17 protein-coding genes are annotated in these 18,858 nt (G+C 40.6%); 16 read left to right on the forward strand and 1 reads right to left on the reverse strand.

The window, feature by feature from the left end:
* Positions 1-2: 2 nt before the first annotated feature.
* The 16 genes from amrA to DTOX_RS01740 all read left to right on the forward strand — a co-directional run bounded on the left by amrA (position 3) and on the right by DTOX_RS01740 (position 17,433).
* Complete coding sequence (gene amrA / locus DTOX_RS01660; protein ID WP_015755998.1) at positions 3-1,406, forward strand: AmmeMemoRadiSam system protein A; 1,404 nt, start codon at positions 3-5, stop codon at positions 1,404-1,406.
* Positions 1,407-1,550: 144 nt separating this feature from the next.
* Positions 1,551-2,552 carry an AmmeMemoRadiSam system radical SAM enzyme gene (gene amrS, locus DTOX_RS01665; RefSeq protein WP_015755999.1) on the forward strand — a complete coding sequence of 334 codons (1,002 nt, stop codon included), beginning with the start codon at positions 1,551-1,553 and terminating at the stop codon, positions 2,550-2,552.
* An 87-nt stretch (positions 2,553-2,639) separates the two neighbouring features.
* Positions 2,640-3,296 carry a rhomboid family intramembrane serine protease gene (locus DTOX_RS01670; protein WP_015756000.1) on the forward strand — a complete coding sequence of 219 codons (657 nt, stop codon included), beginning with the start codon at positions 2,640-2,642 and terminating at the stop codon, positions 3,294-3,296.
* Between the two features lie 207 nt (positions 3,297-3,503).
* A complete protein-coding gene (locus DTOX_RS01675) occupies positions 3,504-4,376 on the forward strand; it encodes a class I SAM-dependent methyltransferase (protein WP_157862816.1) in 873 nt (290 codons plus the stop codon).
* A gap of 173 nt (positions 4,377-4,549) precedes the next feature.
* Positions 4,550-6,190 (forward strand): ABC transporter substrate-binding protein, encoded by a 1,641-nt coding sequence (locus tag DTOX_RS01680; RefSeq protein ID WP_242652504.1) that lies wholly within the window; start codon positions 4,550-4,552, stop codon positions 6,188-6,190.
* A gap of 6 nt (positions 6,191-6,196) precedes the next feature.
* A complete protein-coding gene (locus DTOX_RS01685) occupies positions 6,197-7,177 on the forward strand; it encodes an ABC transporter permease (protein WP_015756003.1) in 981 nt (326 codons plus the stop codon).
* A 148-nt stretch (positions 7,178-7,325) separates the two neighbouring features.
* Positions 7,326-8,108, forward strand: a complete 783-nt coding sequence (locus DTOX_RS01690) for an ABC transporter permease (protein WP_242652506.1) — start codon at positions 7,326-7,328, stop codon at positions 8,106-8,108.
* 27 nt (positions 8,109-8,135) lie between these two features.
* Positions 8,136-9,857 (forward strand): ABC transporter ATP-binding protein, encoded by a 1,722-nt coding sequence (locus DTOX_RS01695; protein WP_015756005.1) that lies wholly within the window; start codon positions 8,136-8,138, stop codon positions 9,855-9,857.
* Positions 9,858-10,583: 726 nt separating this feature from the next.
* A complete protein-coding gene (locus DTOX_RS01705; protein WP_015756006.1) occupies positions 10,584-11,024 on the forward strand; it encodes a Fur family transcriptional regulator in 441 nt (146 codons plus the stop codon).
* Positions 11,025-11,259: 235 nt separating this feature from the next.
* Positions 11,260-12,168, forward strand: coding sequence for a metal ABC transporter substrate-binding protein (locus DTOX_RS01710; RefSeq protein WP_015756007.1), 909 nt, complete (start codon positions 11,260-11,262; stop codon positions 12,166-12,168).
* Positions 12,169-12,987: a metal ABC transporter ATP-binding protein gene (locus tag DTOX_RS01715; RefSeq protein ID WP_015756008.1), complete on the forward strand. Its 819-nt coding sequence runs from the start codon at positions 12,169-12,171 to the stop codon at positions 12,985-12,987.
* Entirely contained in the window at positions 12,984-13,835 is an 852-nt protein-coding gene (locus DTOX_RS01720; RefSeq protein WP_015756009.1) for a metal ABC transporter permease, read from the forward strand. Before DTOX_RS01715 ends, DTOX_RS01720 begins: the two co-directional genes overlap by 4 nt.
* An 87-nt stretch (positions 13,836-13,922) precedes the next feature.
* Positions 13,923-14,963: a permease gene (locus DTOX_RS01725; RefSeq protein ID WP_015756010.1), complete on the forward strand. Its 1,041-nt coding sequence runs from the start codon at positions 13,923-13,925 to the stop codon at positions 14,961-14,963.
* Entirely contained in the window at positions 14,960-15,766 is an 807-nt protein-coding gene (locus DTOX_RS01730; protein WP_015756011.1) for a TIGR03943 family putative permease subunit, read from the forward strand. Before DTOX_RS01725 ends, DTOX_RS01730 begins: the two co-directional genes overlap by 4 nt.
* A gap of 52 nt (positions 15,767-15,818) precedes the next feature.
* Positions 15,819-16,820: a CobW family GTP-binding protein gene (locus tag DTOX_RS01735; protein WP_015756012.1), complete on the forward strand. Its 1,002-nt coding sequence runs from the start codon at positions 15,819-15,821 to the stop codon at positions 16,818-16,820.
* The gene (locus DTOX_RS01740; protein ID WP_015756013.1) at positions 16,807-17,433 is read left to right on the forward strand and encodes a hypothetical protein; all 627 of its coding nucleotides are present in this window, start codon (positions 16,807-16,809) and stop codon (positions 17,431-17,433) included. The genes DTOX_RS01735 and DTOX_RS01740 overlap by 14 nt, the downstream gene beginning before the upstream one ends.
* A 262-nt stretch (positions 17,434-17,695) precedes the next feature.
* Here the strand turns inward: DTOX_RS01740 and DTOX_RS01745 are convergent, their stop codons facing one another.
* Positions 17,696-18,838, reverse strand: a complete 1,143-nt coding sequence (locus DTOX_RS01745; protein ID WP_015756014.1) for an FmdE family protein — start codon at positions 18,836-18,838, stop codon at positions 17,696-17,698.
* Positions 18,839-18,858 lie beyond the last annotated feature (20 nt).

An 18,858-nucleotide genomic window follows, 5' to 3' on the forward strand; every position in this document is an offset into this window, starting at 1 on the left:
ATATGTCACTGGTTTATAGTGCAGTGTGTCCTCACCCGCCTATAGTTGTCCCGGAAGTTGGAGGAAAGGAAGCCGCTCAGGTTAAAAACACGGCGGAGGCTATGTTGGAAATAGGCAGGAGAATTAAAAGCAGCGGTGCTGAAATATTAATCATGATATCACCTCACAGCCCGGTGTTTGAGGATGCGATAGCTATTCACGGCAACAAGACTTTGCATGGAAACTTGGGACGGTTTGGCGCTTCACAAGTGGCGTTTACTTTAACCTGTGAGACCGGCCTGGTTGAACAAATTATAAAAACGGCCAATGAAAACGGGATACTGGCAGTTGAGCTCAATCAGCAGCTAGCGGGTAAGTATAAAATCAGTTTGGAACTGGACCACGGCTTAATGGTTCCACTGTATTTTCTGCGACAGTCAGGAGTGGAACTGCCTGTGGTAGCAATTGCTGTGGGATTACTGCCTTTTGAAGAACTATATGCCTTTGGTATAGCTGTCCAAAGAGCAGTGCAGAATTATAGCAAAAAGGCTGCTCTTTTGGCCAGCGGAGATATGTCTCATTGCTTAAAAAAAGGTGCTCCTTGCGGCTATGATCCCAAGGGCGAGGAATTTGACCGGGCGATTGTACGTCTGACCGCTGCTGCTGATGTCGAAGGAATAATCGGGATGCAGCCGGAACTGTTAGAGAGAGCCGCTGAGTGTGGCTTTCGCCCGCTGCTGATGCTGCTTGGCGCATTAGACGGCTATAAAATCAAATCGGAAGTTCTTAGTTACGAAGGCCCGTTTGGTGTGGGTTATATGGTTGCCTCTCTGGCACCGCAAGAAATATCGTTAGATAGAAAATTCAGCCACAGGTGGTTGGAAATAAGAGAAGAACAAGTAGCGCTGCGCCGCAGTAATGAGAGTTATTTGGTGCAGCTTGCCAGAAACAGTTTGGAAAGTAATATATTGGGTAAGTCTATGGATATGGATACAGGGCAGGCGCCGCCCGAATTTAGAAAAAAGTCCGGAGTTTTTGTCTGCATCAAAAAAGAAGGTCGCCTAAGAGGTTGTATTGGTACAGTTTTTCCCCAGCAAAAGAGTATTGCCGACGAGGTAGTTGTCAACGCGGTGAGCGCCGGTCTGCACGATCACCGTTTTCCACGGGTGCAGCCAGAGGAACTGTCTGATCTGGTTTACAGCGTGGATGTATTGACTGAACCTGAAGCTATAAGCAGTATTAAACAGCTTGATCCCGCGAAATACGGTGTAATAGTTCGCAGCGGGCATAAGTCAGGATTGTTATTGCCTAATTTGGAAGGCGTGGACAACGTGGAACAACAGGTGCAAATAGCCAGAGAAAAAGCCGGTATTCGGGTTGATCAAGATGTTTCACTGGAACGCTTTGAAGTAATTAGATACAGTTAAGTTCTATACGGCACCGGAGCAGCTGCTGTCCGAATATTAATCGTCATAATTTTCAACGACCACAAGTGCCTGTGGCTGCTCAAAAGTCACTTAAGGCGACTCTCTTGTTTATTTATTTTTTAGACGGTGGATGTGAGAATAATTATGCGGGAAGCAATGTATTATGAAAAAAAAGAAAATAATTTGGCAGCCTGTCGTCTCTGTCCTAAGCTTTGCACCATAAGGGAAAACAGGACAGGCTTCTGCCGGGCGCGAAAAAATATCGGAGGTACACTTTACTCTTTAAATTATGGGGAGTGTTCTTCACATGCTATCGACCCTATTGAAAAAAAGCCGCTTTACCACTTCTATCCCGGAACAAATATACTTTCACTGGGTACTTTTGGCTGTAACCTGCGCTGTGGTTTTTGCCAGAACTGGTCTATTGCTCACGAAACCCCTCATACTGTAGGGATAACTCCGGAGCAGGTGCTAGATATCTTCCGGCAGCAGGCAGCTGATGTTAACTGTATCGGTTTGGCCTATACTTATTCTGAGCCTCTCATGTGGTATGAGTTTGTCCTTGATACAGCAAAACTGATTCATGCTGCGGGATTTAAAAATGTCCTGGTTACTAACGGGTATATTGGGGAAGAACCTCTTAGAGAAATAATACCATATATTGATGCCATGAATATAGATATAAAGGGATTTACTGAAGAGTACTACCATAAAACCTGTATCGGCAATTTGTCCCCGGTTTTGCGTACTGTGGAGATAGCTGTTTCACAAAATTGCCATGTTGAACTAACCACTTTATTAATCACAGGCTTAAACGACAGTGAAGAGGAAATAAGTAATCTTGTGAACTGGATAGCGGGAGTAAATAAGAATATACCGCTGCATTTCTCAAGATATTTTCCTAATTACCAAATGAATTTACCGGCAACGCCACTGGAAACACTTAAAATAGCCTGCAGTATGGCAAAAGAGAAGCTTAACTATGTGTATGCCGGTAATGCTGCGGAATTAAATGTGAGTAATACCGTGTGTCCCCAATGCGGTGAAGTAATAATCAGTCGCTTAGGTTACAGAACAAGGATTGAAGGGCTAAAGGATAGCAGGTGCATGCACTGTGGGGAAAAAATATATATTGTGCAGGATTAATTGTAAAAGCACAAAATTAGTACAATTACTTATAATAGTAGTATAAATGCTAACGCAATAATGCAGCAGTAGCTAAGGAGTGGGAGAATGATTCCCTTAAAAGATGATATCCCTTCAAGCCGGTTTCCTCTGGTTAATATATCTTTAATCATAGTTAATTTAGTTATATTTGTATATTTGGTTTTAAATAATAATTTGGATGTTTATATTATGACACATGGTGTGGTACCGAAAGATTTTTTTAGTGATTTTTCCCCTTTTACACAGTTTTATTTGTTTACCATTGCTATATTCCTTCACGGCGGATGGTTGCACGTGCTGGGAAATATGCTGTATTTATGGATATTCGGTGATAATGTCGAGGATCGTATGGGGCATTTTCGCTATCTGATTTTTTATATGATTTGCGGTTATACAGCTACACTGGCGCATGTGTTGGCAGATCCGCTTTCTACTATGCCTATGGTTGGTGCCAGCGGTGCCATTGCGGGTGTATTGGGAGCATATTTGGTATTGTTTCCGCGGGCCAGAGTTTTAACATTGCTGCCGATTTTTTTCTTTATAACCTTTATTCGTATTCCGGCCGTATTGTTTCTGGCCTTTTGGTTTATTCTACAAATATTCAATGGTATGGTTAGTGGTTCTGCCGGAGTGGCCTGGTGGGCCCATATCGGAGGATTTATTGTAGGCATGCTTTTAGTGAAATTCATGGAAAAAAAGAAGAACAAATATTTTTTCTCTTAGAAAAAAAATAGTATTGAAAACAGGGAAGGAATTTTATAGATTATGGAGAATATATTTTAAAATAGCGGTACGAAGCCGTGCGAGATAGAATTAAAGGAAAATGAGTGTTTGTTAAACTTAATAAGCATATTTTACCATGAAGGTTTAACTCTCAGTAGAGAGTTGTTTCATGGTTTTTTTATTTTTAAACAAGAGAGGAAGATAAAATTGCAAATATCACAAGTAAGGAGCCGTGAGTTTTGGGAAAACGCTTGGAAAGAAGCCAGGGACAACTCACCGATGGTACGCAGGCGCTGCCGCATTGAACAGGAAATGGTAGATAACTGGAACCGGCGTGCCCAGTGGTTTGCCCGGCGTACAAGCGGTGCGAGGGGCGAGCAGAGGCAGAAAGCAGTATTTGATATGCTGGAACAGCAGGGTGTTTTAAATTCAGAGGTTAAGGTTTTGGATGTCGGGGCAGGTCCGGGTAATTTTGCTGTTCCTATGGCTCGCTTGGTCAGGGAGGTTACCGCTTTAGAACCCGCTCAGGAAATGATTAAAATCATGGAAGACAGGGCCAGTACCGAAGAATTAAGTAATATTAATATAATCCAGCGCACCTGGCAGGATATAAATGTAGAGGAAGACGGTTTGGCAGGAGGTTTTGATTTGGTATTTGCCTCAATGACACCTGGGGTTCAGGATCCGGAAACACTGCAAAAACTAATTGCCGCATCAAAGAAATACTGCTATTACAGTTCTTTTTCCGGTAATCGCTGGAGTAAAGCCTATCATGATCTCTGGCGGTGTTTTTTCAATGAGGATATGGGTGATAATCCGGGGGACATCATTTATCCCTTGAATTTACTCTATGCTTTGGGTTACCGGCCCAGCCTTCACTTTTTTACCAACCGGCAGGTGCAGGAACAGCCGGCGGCGGAAGCAGTTGAAGAGCTGCTAAAATTTTTCTGGAGTTATATTGACATTACTTCAGAGGTCAGACAGGTAGTAGAAGAGTATGTGCAGAAAAACGTTCAGGATGGTATCCTTTGCCAATCAACCACCGTTAGTTACGGTATGTTGCTGTGGCGGGTTGATTAAGGTTTCGGGTAATAAAAGTAAGGTTTCAAATGCGGCAGAGTACGCTTTAGAGGTTAATTCTAATGGAAGGGGTGAAAAGTCGGATTTGGTAATACCGGGAAGATGTTAATTATTTATGCAATAGTTTGTTAATGAGCCCGGTCAATTCAGTACATGTCAAGATTAAGTATGTTATGAAAGTAGGTGCAGTAATGTTCAGGAAAAATTTATTAATAAAAATTGTCCTGACCTTGCTTTTTTCACTCAGTTTGCTCCTGTCGGGTTGTGGCACGGATAAATCAGGGAATGTCAAAGAAACTAATGCAGATGGGGGAGAAGCACAGGTAGACCTTATTAAGTTGGGCGGAGGGGACTGGGGTTACCCGACTCCATATGCTCATTATCCCAGGGGTCCCGGTTCATTTAAAATGGCTATGATTTTTGATAGTCTTTTAGAGCGGGATGAAAAAGGACTTATTCCCTGGCTGGCTGAAAAATATGAAATTAAGGAAGACGGCAAGCAATACTTGTTTACCGTTAGAAACGGTGTCAAGTGGCAGGATGGGAAACCTTTGACCGCTGAGGATGTTAAGTTTTCTATTGAATATGCAAGTAAGTATCCTATGGTGTCGTCGGATATTGGAAGTAAAGACATTGAAAAAGTAGAGACGGCAGGGGAAAAGCAAGTTTTGGTGACGGTAGCGCAGCCCTCCGCCGGAATGCTCTATAATTTGGGCCATACCCGTATCATTCCCAAGCATATATGGGAAAAGATTGATAAGCCCAAGGAATTTACTCAACCGGAGGCAGTTATTGGCAGCGGGCCTTACCGTTTAACAGACTACAATAAGGAACACGGTACCTATCGTTTTGAGGCTTTTGAGGATTTCTGGGGACCAAAGCAAAGAGTTAAAGTGGTTGAATTTGTACCTGTCAGTGAGAGTATTCTGGCTTTTGAAAACGGTGAAATTGATTTAGCAGGCGTTACACCTGATGTATTGTCTCGTTTTCAAAAGGATCAGCAGTATAAAATTGTAAAAAGCCCTGGTTTCTGGGGATATCGTTTGCTCTTCAATATGAAAGATAATCCCATATTACAGCAAAAGGAACTGAGACAAGCAATCAGCTATGCTATGGATAAAAACGAACTGATCGAAAAGGTTGCCCGTGGGGCTGCTATTCCCGGCAGCGCAGGCATTCTGCCTCCTGATCATGTAATGTACAATCCTAAGGCTAAACAATATGAATTGAATCTTAAAAAAGCGGAAGAATTATTGGTTCAATTGGGTTATGACAGTTTGGATGAAAAAAGTATTCGTAAAAATAAAGATGGTTCCAGTCTTTCTTTCAACCTGTTGGTTGGCGGTGAAGTTAGACTGGCGGAAGTACTAAAAGAACAGTTGGCTAAAGCAGGTATTGGATTAAAAGTACAAAGTGTAGACAGCAAAAGCCGGGATGCTCGAGTGCTGAAGAATGAATATCAGCTTGCTGTTACCGGACATGGCGGATGGGGTGGCGATCCTGATTACTTGAGCGAAAGATTTACCAGCGTGTCTAAGGGAGCAAGTTCCCCTTCTGCCGCCGCGCTGCGTGGCTACAATAATGTTGAGTTGAATACTTTATTAGAAAAACAGAACCTGGCAATGGATGAGCAGAAGCGTAAGAAATTAGTTTTTGATATTCAAAATATTTTAGCTGAAGATGTACCGGAAATCCCTATCTACTATACTACCGGTTATTCTGTCTATAAACCGGCCAAGTATGATGGGTGGATGTTTATGTTTGATCACCATGAATTATCACACAGCAAGCTTTCTTACCTGGAAAGGAATTGATTTTCTTTGAACAAGCAAAGGGTCACCAAACTGGCGGAATATGTTTTTACTGTTTGGATTATAGTGACTATCAATTTTATGCTTCCCCGGTCTATGCCAGGTGACCCCTTTTTGCACTTGTCAGCTGATGAAGGTGAGGAGATTACGGTATTTTCGGAAGAACAAAGGAAATACTATCTTGCCTATTATGGTTTGGATCGTCCTGCCGGTGAACAGTATCTTTCCTATCTTTCTGAATTGCTGCAAGGAAATATGGGCTACAGTCTCTATTACAATGAACCGGTAAGCACGATTATTTTGCGCAGGCTGCCGTGGACAGCCTTTTTGGTAACGGCAGCAGTGGCTTTAAGTACTGTTATAGGCGCTTTTTTAGGCAGCATATCGGCCTGGTACCGGGGAAAGTGGGCCGATAAGTTCTTGTTTTTTAACTTAATTTTATTATCAGAGATTCCTGCTTTTCTACTGGCGCTTATCTTACTTTTTACCCTGGCTGCAGGTTTAGGCTTATTCCCTTTATCGGGTGCTATGACACATTTTGCAAATTATGATAGCTGGTTGGAAAAGCTTTGGGATATAATACACCATGTTTTTTTGCCCACTATGGCCCTGACAGTCACCAGGTTGGGCAGTATGTATTTGCTTTCCAGAAACAGTATGATAACTGTATTGGCAAAGGATTATCTGCGTACTGCCCAGGCTAAGGGGCTTTCCCGGAAGCGCATTATTTTTAGCCATGCTTTGAGAAACTCCCTGCTGCCCATAGTAACAAGAGTCTTTTTAAGTCTTGGTTCCTTGGTAGGAGGGGCGATTTTGGTGGAAAATGTATTTGCTTATCCTGGATTGGGACATCTAATGAGAGAAGCGGTGATGTTTCACGATTACCCATTGGTTCAGGGAATTTTTTTAGCGGTTACTGTGTGTGTTTTAACGGCTAATTTTTTAGCTGATTTAATTTATAGAAAGATTGACCCGCGGATTGCCGGTTAAGCAAAGCACGGAGAGGATAAGATTGAGGAGAGCACAGGAGTTGCTTGTAAAAACATTTAAGCACAAATGGAAGTCGTCTGGATTTCCATTAAAATCTTTACCCGGGTTTTTGTCCAAACTTTCTTGGTCGGGGACAGCCGGTATAGCAGTGATTTTAGCGGTTCTGTTAATAGCTGTTCTTGCACCCTGGATTGCTGTCTACCCGCACAATCTTTCTTCCGGTGCACCTCTTTTACCGCCTGGTAAAGAACATTTTTTAGGCACCGATGAATTAGGTGTTGATCTCTGGGCCCAGATATGTTTTGGAGCCAGGGTCAGCCTGCTGGTGGGGCTGGGCACAGCTTTGCTGGCGGCTCTGGGTGGTGGTCTGATAGGCATTGCAGCAGGATATTCGGGTGGCTGGATCGATAAGCTGTTAATGAGATTAATAGATATTATGATTGTATTGCCTGATTTGCCGGTAATGATTGTTCTGGCAGCCTTTATCGGTCCCAGCCTGACGAACATTATTTTAGTGCTGGCTCTGTTTTCCTGGGTTTTTCCGGCCAGGATTGTGCGTTCCCAGGTACTGATGTTAAAAGAACAGAATTATATTAAGTCAGCGGAGACCTATGGAGCGGGTACCTGGTATCTAATACGGAGGCATTTTCTTCCCGAGCTTTTTCCTTTGCTGGCTGTGAATATGATCAGGCTTACGGGAAGAGCAATTGTTGCTGAAGCAGGACTTTCTTTTTTAGGGCTGGGAGATCCTACTTCAAAAAGTTGGGGTTTGATTTTACATCACGCTACCAGTTTTCGAGGAATCTATTATACCGATTTTTGGAAGTGGTGGCTTTTGTATCCCTGGCTGGCTCTGATGCTGATGGTAACTTCTCTGGCTTTTATCAGCCGTGAGCTGGAACGGATAGTTGATCCTCGTATGGGAAGGTAAATTGGTTTTTCAAAAGGGGATAGAACAGTGACTGCAGATGTAAAGTATTTGCTGGAAATAAATGATTTGTCGGTAACTTATGATACTGTGCACCCTCCGGTGACAGCTGTTGACGGTATTTCCCTTCAGCTTAGAAAAGGGGAAAGTCTGGGAATTATCGGCGAATCAGGCTGTGGAAAAAGTTCTTTAGCTTTGGCAATTATGGGCTTGATAAAAGAGGGTAGAGTTACTGGTAATATAGTTTTTAAAGGTCATAATTTAACAGGTTTGTCGGAAAGTGAACTGCGCAAATATCGTTGGGACAATATTGCCATGGTATTTCAGAATTCGCTGGAGGTTCTCAATCCCGTGCTCAGCATTGGGAAGCAAATAGGAGAGCCTCTAAAGAGCCACTATGGCTTAGATTCAGCAGAGATTAACCGCAAAGTTATTGAATTATTAACTGCAGTAGGTCTGGAACCTGAGTGGAGAAACTGTTATCCGCATCAATTGTCAGGAGGTATGAGACAGAGGGTTCTCTTAGCCATGGCTTTAGCCTGTGAACCGGAATTGTTGCTTGTGGACGAACCTACCACGGCGTTGGATCCTTCAAGTAAAAATGAAATACTGTATCTACTTAAAAAATTACAGAAAAAACTTAATTTTACCATGATTTTAATCTCTCACGATTTGGGAACTATTAAAAAGCTCACCTCCAGGGTTATGACCATGTACTGCGGTCAAGTGGTTGAAGCAGGGATTACTTCAGAGGTAATCAAAAGCCCTATGCATTGCTATACCAGGGGTTTGATGAATTCTTCCCCCAATTTTTTTAAATATAAAGATTTGTGGGGTATTGGCGGGGAACCACCTTCGGGAAGTATAGCGGAGGGCTGTACCTTTTATTCACGGTGCTGCCAGAGGGAAGAAACCTGTTCTCAGTCCAGGCCTTCTCTGGAATACGTGGCTCTTGAACGACTGGTGGCCTGTCACAAGGGAGGCATTGAAACCTTACTTAAGGCTGAAGGGATTAGTAAAAAATATACTTTGATCAACAAAGAAATTGAAGCGGTTAAAGGAGCCAGCCTGGAAATCAGAAGTGGTGAGGTAGTAGCGTTGGTGGGAGAATCCGGTTCAGGCAAATCTACACTTGCTCATATTTTAGCAGGTGTTTTGCCGGTTGATGCGGGCCAGGTATTCTTTAAAAACAGAAAAATTGAAGGAAGATGGTCCACTAAAATGATAGGCGGGATGCAGATTATTTTTCAGGATTCTTTTTCTTCCACCAGTCACCGTATGAAGGTTTTGGAGGTTGCCAGGGAGCCGTTGGATATAATCAAATGGGGCAGTAAGAAAGAAAGAGAACAGGCAGCGACAGAGGCTTTACAGACAGTGCAGCTTCCGGTTTCCCCTGAATTCTTGCAGCGGTATTGCTGTGCTTTGAGTGGAGGACAGAGACAGCGTTTGGCTATAGCCAGGGCACTGTCAACAAAACCAAAGTTATTGATTGCAGACGAAGTAACGTCGATGCTGGATCCTTCAACTCAGGCCAATCTTTTAAGAGAACTCAAGTGGCTGCAAAATAGCTGTGGTTTTGCCATGCTGTATATTACTCATGATTTGCACCTGGCCAGAAAGATATCTGATAGGGTATATGTTATGTACCAGGGTGAAATTGTGGAAACGGGCGCAGCCTTTGAAATATTTGAGAATCCTGAGCATGTGTACACTAAGCAGCTTTTGCAAGATGCTTTCAGTGATTTGGTTTAATGTCAGCCGGAGAACAGCAAGAAGGAATTGTAATATCATGTGCCGATAGAAGGATAAAACTGTGAGTGATAAAGAGAAGAATTAATCAACTATGTTCGAACATATGAGTTTTAAATTGGTTATTCTTTTGAGGGACTATGATGTATCCAATAAGAGAAAAATGATAGTTAAAGCCGGAGCTGTTTTTAACAACAGATTCCGGCTTTATAAACTAATAGAGTCAAATAATGAATTTCGAAATTTGATAATTATGTCCAATAATCGGATCAATACATGTTTGCATTTTTATTTACATTAATATTGGTGCTCAATAAACTTTTAGACTATATAAATTTTTAGCATATGTATGTATTGAAAGTCCTGTCAATTAACCCATCCTACTACAAAACCAGTTCTTGGGCCAAAAGCCTTCCAAATAAACTTAATAATATCTTTGTGACCGGAAGCTCGAATAGCTGCTGCTGAACCAAGAAAAAAGGATCCTCCTATTTCAATTATCTGTAGAAATACTATGCCATAGATAATTGTTTCATTTGATAAACTAAAAAACTTTGTTATACCTATTGACATATAATAGAAAAAAATATATAAATAATATTAGTTATTAATCAAGAATAATTACTATTTAATATATGCACATAAAGATATTAGCAATTACTAGTATAATAATTTCTAGTGGTAATATAAATTAGTAAATAATAATAATTATTATTTAGGAGATGAATCATGAAGGAAGCTTTTGAGCTATTACGAAAAAATGGATACAAAATTACACCCCAGCGACAGGAGATATTAAATACTATTATCGATACTGATAATAAAACCCCCCTAAGAGCTGAAGATATTTACCGAAAGGTTATCAAAAGGTATCCCAACGTTAGTGTTGATACGATCTACCGTAATCTGATTATCCTTTTAGATTTAGGAATTATCAAAGAAATAAATTTTAGAGATAGTAAAAGTCAGTATTACGAATTAAATTTAGCAGATCACCACCATTATCTTATATGTTTAGGGTGCGGTGTTACGCAATCAATAGATTGTCCGCTTAAATCAGTGGATGAAGAAAAAATTGCTGAAGAAAAAAATTTTGAAATCAAAAAGCATAACCTTGAACTCTATGGGTATTGTGTCTTATGCCGGGAAAAAACCGAGGATAAATCATAAAATGAAATATTATGATTTTTGAGAGGGGGGGATAATTTCTTATGGTATAAAGTATAAGCTTTTAGGAGGTGGCAGCTTAATCATTCTGTTGGAAGTAGAGATATGTCGGTTATTAAAAGCATTAGCATTATGCAACCAGACATATATTTGATTATTGGGGTAGTTGGGCAGTAATTATGAGACCGGATTCAAGAATGTTCCGCATGGAAATATAATAATTAGGAGGGCTGGCTAAATGCGTAAAAATGTATTATTGATCACAATATTAGCAATTGTTTTTACTGTTTTTTTATCGGGTTGCCAGGTACAACCTACTATGGCTCCGGGAAAAACAGAAGCTAACAAAACACTTAACATTGTCACATCATTTTATCCTATGTATATAGCAACTATTAATGTTGCCAATAATATACCAGGTGTAAAAGTTATTAATATGACACCACCTATGACCGGTTGTTTGCATGATTATCAATTAAGGCCTGATGATTTAAAAACACTTAGTGATGCTCAGATATTCGTTATAAACGGCGCCGGCATGGAGGCATTTATGGATAAAGTAGTAAGTCAACAACCAAATTTAAAAATTGTTGATGCAACCAAGGGTATACAACTTATTAAAGGCCACGGAGAGGAAGGCGATAATCCTCACGTATGGGTAAGTATAACAAACGCTATGCAGCAGGTAAAAAACATTGGCTTGCAATTGGCTGCTCTTGATCCGGAGCATGCTGCTCAGTATAGTGCTAATACCAACATTTACACAAATAAGCTTGAGGTTCTCCGTGTTAAAATGCACCAGGCAATAGATGGAGCTAAAAACCGGGATATTATTACTTTTCACGAAGCATTTCCCTATTTTGCCCAGGAATTTAACCTCCGCATTGTATCTGTTATAGAAAGGGAGCCAGGTTCAGAACCAAGCGCTGCTGAATTGGCAGATACCATTGAAATCATTAAAAAATCCAATATTAAGGCACTTTTCTCTGAGCCCCAGTATTCTGTTAAAGCTGCTGAGACTATTGCCAACGAAACCGGGGCAAAAATGTATACTTTAGATCCAGCGGTAACCGGTCCCATGGAACCGAATGGGTATATAAAAATAATGGAATCCAACATGGAAATCTTACAAAAGGCGTTGAATTAAATGACTTCTACCGGCATTATAGAGCAATTAAATAGAAAAAGTTGTGGTTTGTGTTGCACCAAGTTAAAAAACTTTGGAGTAACTGTAGGCGGAAAAAAAATCATACATGATATAGATATCCATATTCATTGTGGTGAATTAACGGCATTGATTGGCCCCAATGGGGCCGGCAAAACTACGTTATTAAAGGCCATTCTTGGTGAAATTCGTTATACCGGTGAATTATTATTCCTTGATGCTGATAATTGCCGCAGGAATCCCGTTGTAGGCTATGTACCCCAAAAGATTGATTTTGATGCCAGTGCGCCAATCAGTGTACTGGATTTGTTTGCAGCAAGTATGTCAGCTTGGCCGGTTTTCCTCGGCTATTCTCGCCGGTTTCGGGAAGATGTGGCTGCAAGCTTGACTGGTGTTAACGCGGAACACTTATTGGACAGGCGCCTTGGTGAGTTATCGGGAGGAGAACTGCAAAGGGTTCTCCTTGCCATGGCTCTCAATCCTAATCCTGATCTTTTATTGCTCGATGAGCCGATTTCCGGTATTGATGTACGGGGCAGAGAATTATTTTATGAACTGGTTTCTAATTTACGTCAAAATTATGACTTGTCTATTATATTAGTATCGCATGATTGGTCATTAATGTCACAATATGCAGATCGTATCGTTTTCCTTGACCGGACAGTTCAGTTCTGTGGTAAACCGGATGAGGTCTTTGCCAATGAAAACTTATTGCGTTATTGTGGACCGGTTCTTATTAATAGTATCAACCAAAACCGCCTAAAACCAAAAATTTTTTCCAGATATGGGGATCTTGTATGATGGCAATATGGTATAATATGGTTGATTATGTTTTGCCCTTTGCCTGGGCACATCATATCTTTATGAAGAACGCTTTGTTGGCAGTATTATTGGTTGGTCCCATGTTTGCTATTATAGGAACAATGGTTGTAAGCAATAGGATGGCTTTTTTTTCTGATACAATAGGACATTCTGCTTTGACTGGCATCGCTATAGGTGTAATTCTGGGTTACCAGGATCCGTTGTGGATTATGACGTTTTTTTCTATATTTCTGGCTATTGTTGTTTCAATATTAAAATCTGTTTCTTCTGTTTCCACTGATACAATTATAGGGGTGGTTTCTGCTACCATGGTATCTTTGGGAATTGTTATTCTCTCTCGCGGAGGTGGTTTTAACAAGTTTTCACGCTTTCTAATTGGCGATTTATTGAGTATTACCCCCAGAGAGGTATTATTGTTGGCGCTTACGCTTGGTGGAGTCATTCTTCTTTGGTTTATCATGTTCAACAAGTTCTTAATGGTCAGCATAAACCACTCCCTGGCGCTCAGCAGAGGTATTCCGATCCGCTTGATAGAAATTCTATTTTGTATTGCAACTGCGGTTATTATAACTATTTCGATTCAATGGGTTGGTGTTTTAATTATCAATTCACTATTGATTTTACCGGCTGCTGCAGCACGTAATATAGCAGAAAATATGCGACAGTACCATATAATTGCCATACTGATAAGCATTATTTCAGGAATAGCAGGACTGATATCATCATACTACTTATCAACAGCAACAGGAGCAACCATAGTGTTGTTTGCAGCGATGTTTTATATAGGTACGTTTTTACAAAAATTTAGGCTATTTAAGTTTAGGTAATAGCAGCTATTATGATAAACAATAAAATGCTAAAGTCTCGATTACATAATTTAATAATAACCGGTTTTTTTTATAAGGAGTTTTATGATGTATCAAACGGCGACAATAAAGCGAAGCCTAAAATGCTTTTTCTTTGTTTTTGTTTTTGTATACCTGATAATATTGTTGGGTCCACAAACTCGACTGATATTTAATGCAATTCAGAAAGAGACTTTTAGCAATTTGCATTTGATTTTTTTTAGCATCATCGTGGAAGCTCTGCCTTTTGTAATATTAGGTGTTATAGGTTCTATGCTTCTTGAAACATTTGTTTCCCCGGATTTAGTCCGCAGATTATTACCCCGGACCTGGTTATTAGGCATACTTGTTTCCGGATTATTGGGTATTCTGTTTCCGTTTTGTGAATGTGGTCTTGTGCCTATAGTTCGCCGGCTTATGGAAAAAGGCGTTCCTGCACCTTTGGCTACGGTTTTTCTTTTGACGGTGCCTGTTATAAACCCTGTGGTTGGAGCAGCAACCCACTTTGCTTTTTTTAACCGGCCGGATTTTATGTACTGGCGGCTCGGAGGAGCATATATTATAGCAATCACTGTTGGTTTTATAATTCTTCGTACCTGGAGAGGGAAAAACCCTTTAAAACAAAGCAATTATTATCATTCCTGTGGCTGTGGTTGTGAGTATGGTTATTCATATAAAATTAATAGACCTCTTGGAAATCGATTAGTGGGTGCTTTTGAGCATGCGCAGCAAGAATTCTTCAGTATTATGCAATACCTGATCATCGGAGCTTTTTTAGCGTCGTCCGCTCAAGTATTTTTACCGAGATTGTGGCTGACCGCAGCAGGTTCACACCCTGTCGGCTCTGTCGGTGTAATGATGGGACTGGCTTTTTTCCTGTCAATTTGCTCCGGCGCAGACGCATTTGTCGCCAATACCTTTGTAAATATTTTTACACCTGGATCTTTGGTAGCTTTCATGGTTTTTGGTCCAATGGTTGATCTGAAAAATCTTATGATGATGTTATCAGCCTTTAAAGTGAGATTTGTGGTAAGGTTGGTTTTCTCTGTAACAATACTGGCGCTTACCCTTGGGGTTATGATAAACAAAATGGGGGTGATAGCCAGATGAAGTCTCTTGTTCGTTTACTGGCCCTGTTAATCTTAAACTATACTTTATTAAAACTTTTAAAAACAGAGCAGATCACATATTATATAAACCCCCGCTTTATTCCCTTAACAAAGTTTGCGCTGGTATTTTTAATGATTTTATCTTTGTTTACTTTAAATGATTTACTCCGTGCATTTAAATCAAAAGAGAATGGTTTTTGGTCCCTAAAAGGTGTTCCCTTTTTATTGCTGCTGGCTGTTTTGACCCCCTTAGCTTTTTCCCCAAAGGTTTTGGACAGTTCCATGGCTAACCAGAAGGGTATGATTTCATATCAACAGGGATCTCAAGATCAAGCACAGGATAATAGTATTAATAGAACGAGTACATCGCCAAACGAGAACGACCTGCAAAGTGTTCAACAATTAGACGATAGCAGCAGTAAAAATCGAGCGACCCAGACCGGCCCGGTAGCCAGTACTAACGGAGTTTTTCAACTTAATGATAACAACTACTATATATTCATAGGTGACCTGTATAATAACAAGGACAAATATATTGGCAAAGAAATTGAGGTCGACGGGTTTATCATGCACATAGATCTACTGGGGCCCAATCAGTTTCTGGCGGCTCGTTATTTAATGGCATGTTGTGCAGCAGATGCTTCCGTTATTGGGTTTGCAGTTGAGAGTAAAGCTCCATATCCTGATAATACATGGGTTAGGGTACGAGGTAAGCTGACAAAAATAGATGATAACGGTCCATATCTAAAGCTGACTAAAATACAACGGATTACGCAACCTGCTGATCCGTATATTTATCCATAGCTACAGTAAAAATATGTAATTATTTAGACTTATTGTAAGGAGGGTGAGCTTAATGGGTAAGAAAATTCCTGTTACTATTATTTCAGGTTTTTTGGGAGCAGGTAAAACAACTTTGATTCAAAAACTGTTGGAGGAATGTTTTCAAGGCGAAAGAATTTTTTTATTGGAAAATGAATTTGGACGGGTAGGCATAGATGGTTCTTTACTTTCTCAATATAAAGTGGAGATGAGAGAAATATATTCAGGTTGTATATGTTGTTCCTTGAAGGGTGATTTTACTAACGCATTGATTGATGCACTGGACAAAGTAAAACCCCAAAGAATTTTAATTGAGCCCACCGGAGTAGGTAAACTTTCAGAAATCATTAGTGTTTTGGAACAATCCATATTTCAAGATAAATTAGCAATAGACCAGATCATCACGGTAGTTGATGCCCAAAAGTCCCTGAGCTTTCTTAAGAACTTCGGTGAATTTTTTAAAGACCAAGTGCGTCGTGCCAAAACCCTGATTTTAAGCAAAACACAAAAGGTAGCCTGGCAAGAGGTCCAGACACTGATACAGGAGCTTCGTATTTTAAATTCGGAGGCCTTATGTGTGACTACTCCCTGGAACCAATTAACCGGAACACAAATTCTCTCCAAGGGCACCTCTTTAGAAAAATATTTAAATCTTGTAAATTCACCAGTCTCGGCAAAACCCACGTTTCGTATAAAATTTGGTACCCAGCACAGAAGTGGACACTCCGGTGTAGCCCACACAACAAAAGAAGCTTTCCAGAGTTGGTCCTGGGAAAGCCCAAAGGTTTTCAAAGAAGCTGCCTTAGAAAAATTATTGTCAAGGCTGGAAAAGGAGACGAGCTTCGGAACGGTTATACGTGCTAAAGGATTTGTGCCGGGATTGAATGGATGGTTGCATTTCGAATATGTCAGCGGCGATTGGAACATTTCTACCGGGTCCCCGCAGTCTATCGGACGGGCAGTTGTTATTGGTCAAGGTTTACAAGAGGAACGCTTGAAACATCTCTTTGGAGGCGCGGTTTATGAGGGTTGTTGATATAGTTCAGGGTTTTCTTGACTCCGGTAAAACTACATTAATTGATGTTTTGATTCGAGAGGTATTATCCAATGAAACCATTCTGGTTATCCAAACTGAGTGTGGTGAATGCCAACTCCCCGATTATGGCTCACGCGTGAAGGTTGTATCTTGGGATTGGGAAAAGGGGTTTCCCTTGACTGAAATGCGTAAGCTGGTGCTTATGCCTGGTTTTAACCGGGTTATCTTTGAAGTAAACGGGATGGCTCCGGTAGAAGAATTGCTTGACAGTCTGGAGGTTATGCAAAGACGGGGCGAAATTACTATTGGCGGACGCATGGCTGTTTTTTACGGTCCTATATGGCAAGTGATGGGTAAGCCTATGGAGGATCTTTTTCGCCGTATGGCTTTATCTTCCCAAGGGTTTTGGCTAAGGGAGGGAAGCAATGATCTTTATAATTTTATTTCGCAGGTTCAACCCAAAGGGTGCAAAACTTCCGGTGGCGAATGGTTATCCTGGTATTACAGTACCGTTGATTCTGACCGCTATTTCCCGGTTAAAAAAATAGCTAAGGCGGCGGCAATTGTTGTAGGAATGCTTCTTTTTTATGGATTTCTTTATCTCAAGATTTAATAAAAAACTGAGTAATGTGTGTAAACAGCTTAAAAAATACTGTTGATAAACAGGTAAGGTGTTTTATAAATATAGATAGTAAATATAGCGATAAGTTTGAAGGAAAAATGTGTGCTTGTCAAAACTTAATAGATGTATTTTTATAAAGCCGGAGCCGATGTTATAACAGGTTCCGGCTTTATAAACTGGCTGGTTTTTGACAATTTAGATGGATGCTCGTTAATTCTGCAGAATTAAATATTTTAATCTGTCAGCACTGTTACTATTTAACTTCCTCCATTATGCCAAGCTTAATCAAAGGATTTACTCCCGCTGCTTGGAGTGCTGTAAGTTCCTCTGCACTGGCAACGTTAAATTGTTTCAATGTTGAAACCATGATTTCCGGCTGATTTACATAATCCATCATGGTTAACGCGGTTTTTAGTTTCACAAAAGGACCCGCAGCGTTTTGCACCCCTGCCAATTCACTGGCTTTATCAAAGTCAAAAGCCAGAACCAACCCGCTTCCGGTATTTGTTTTTGCGTCCCAGCGAATGTATATTCCGGCAACTCCTTTGGCATTGTCAGGAAGCATTTTCTTCTGTTCTTCAGTCAGATCGCTTGCAAACATACCCTTTTTCCCGACCGTTGCATCATATATTACCTGTAGAGCGTCATCTTTGCACCAGGATGGGACAGCAAAAATTTTATATGATTGTCCTTGTTGTAAAGGTAAATTCTTATCCAAATATTTACTTATTAAATACCCGCTGTTCACACCCGGGCAGATATGATTATGAAATTGGGCGGCCTGCAAAAAATCAAAGGTGCATTTGGGGTGTGCCCAAATACTGGCGATGCCTATTAAGCTTGATTCATTTCCACCGAATACTTTGTTATTTATTTTTTCATTCCATTTATCAGGATTATTATATAAGTCATCTAACTTTATATTTTCTTTGGCAATAATATTAAATATCTGGTTGTCGGCAAGTTTATTAAGTTCATCTACGGATTTATTAACAACTGCGCTGTTTACTTGCAGGTAGATAAAATCTCTGGTGTCTTCCTTGAAAAAAGCAAACCAAAGAGGCAGTTCTTTACTGCGGTGAATCATCAATAAATTGCTCCCGCCTGTGGTACATCCTGAAGCGGCTATTACACCGTCAATACATTTTTCGGTAGTTTGACCGCTAATAATCGAATAACCGGCATCAGTCATGGCCAGTACATTAGCATCGCCTTTAGTAAAGGATAACTGCTGCATTGCAATATTTGTCGCTTTGACGCCTAATAAATGCAGGGAGGTTACCTTTCCTTTACCAACTAAATTTTCTATATCCGCTGTTGTCCCCTGGGCTAAAACAAGGCCCGGGAGAACAAAAAGCATGCACAGCAATACACATACTGCTGTTGTTTTTCTCATTGACTCATACTCCTTTCCGA

It is taken from the genome of Desulfofarcimen acetoxidans DSM 771, from assembly GCF_000024205.1.
In the GTDB taxonomy this organism is placed as follows: domain Bacteria; phylum Bacillota; class Desulfotomaculia; order Desulfotomaculales; family Desulfofarciminaceae; genus Desulfofarcimen; species Desulfofarcimen acetoxidans.

Bases quoted from the DNA above. Each gene is read 5' to 3' on its own strand.
- amrA (WP_015755998.1), top strand. From the start codon at position 3: ATGTCACTGGTTTATAGTGCAGTGTGTCCTCACCCGCCTATAGTTGTC.
- amrS (WP_015755999.1), top strand. From the start codon at position 1,551: ATGCGGGAAGCAATGTATTATGAAAAAAAAGAAAATAATTTGGCAGCC.
- DTOX_RS01670 (WP_015756000.1), top strand. From the start codon at position 2,640: ATGATTCCCTTAAAAGATGATATCCCTTCAAGCCGGTTTCCTCTGGTT.
- DTOX_RS01680 (WP_242652504.1), top strand. From the start codon at position 4,550: ATGAAAGTAGGTGCAGTAATGTTCAGGAAAAATTTATTAATAAAAATT.
- DTOX_RS01705 (WP_015756006.1), top strand. From the start codon at position 10,584: ATGAAGGAAGCTTTTGAGCTATTACGAAAAAATGGATACAAAATTACA.
- DTOX_RS01710 (WP_015756007.1), top strand. From the start codon at position 11,260: ATGCGTAAAAATGTATTATTGATCACAATATTAGCAATTGTTTTTACT.
- DTOX_RS01715 (WP_015756008.1), top strand. From the start codon at position 12,169: ATGACTTCTACCGGCATTATAGAGCAATTAAATAGAAAAAGTTGTGGT.
- DTOX_RS01720 (WP_015756009.1), top strand. From the start codon at position 12,984: ATGATGGCAATATGGTATAATATGGTTGATTATGTTTTGCCCTTTGCC.
- DTOX_RS01725 (WP_015756010.1), top strand. From the start codon at position 13,923: ATGTATCAAACGGCGACAATAAAGCGAAGCCTAAAATGCTTTTTCTTT.
- DTOX_RS01730 (WP_015756011.1), top strand. From the start codon at position 14,960: ATGAAGTCTCTTGTTCGTTTACTGGCCCTGTTAATCTTAAACTATACT.
- DTOX_RS01735 (WP_015756012.1), top strand. From the start codon at position 15,819: ATGGGTAAGAAAATTCCTGTTACTATTATTTCAGGTTTTTTGGGAGCA.
- DTOX_RS01740 (WP_015756013.1), top strand. From the start codon at position 16,807: ATGAGGGTTGTTGATATAGTTCAGGGTTTTCTTGACTCCGGTAAAACT.
- DTOX_RS01745 (WP_015756014.1), bottom strand. From the start codon at position 18,838: ATGAGAAAAACAACAGCAGTATGTGTATTGCTGTGCATGCTTTTTGTT.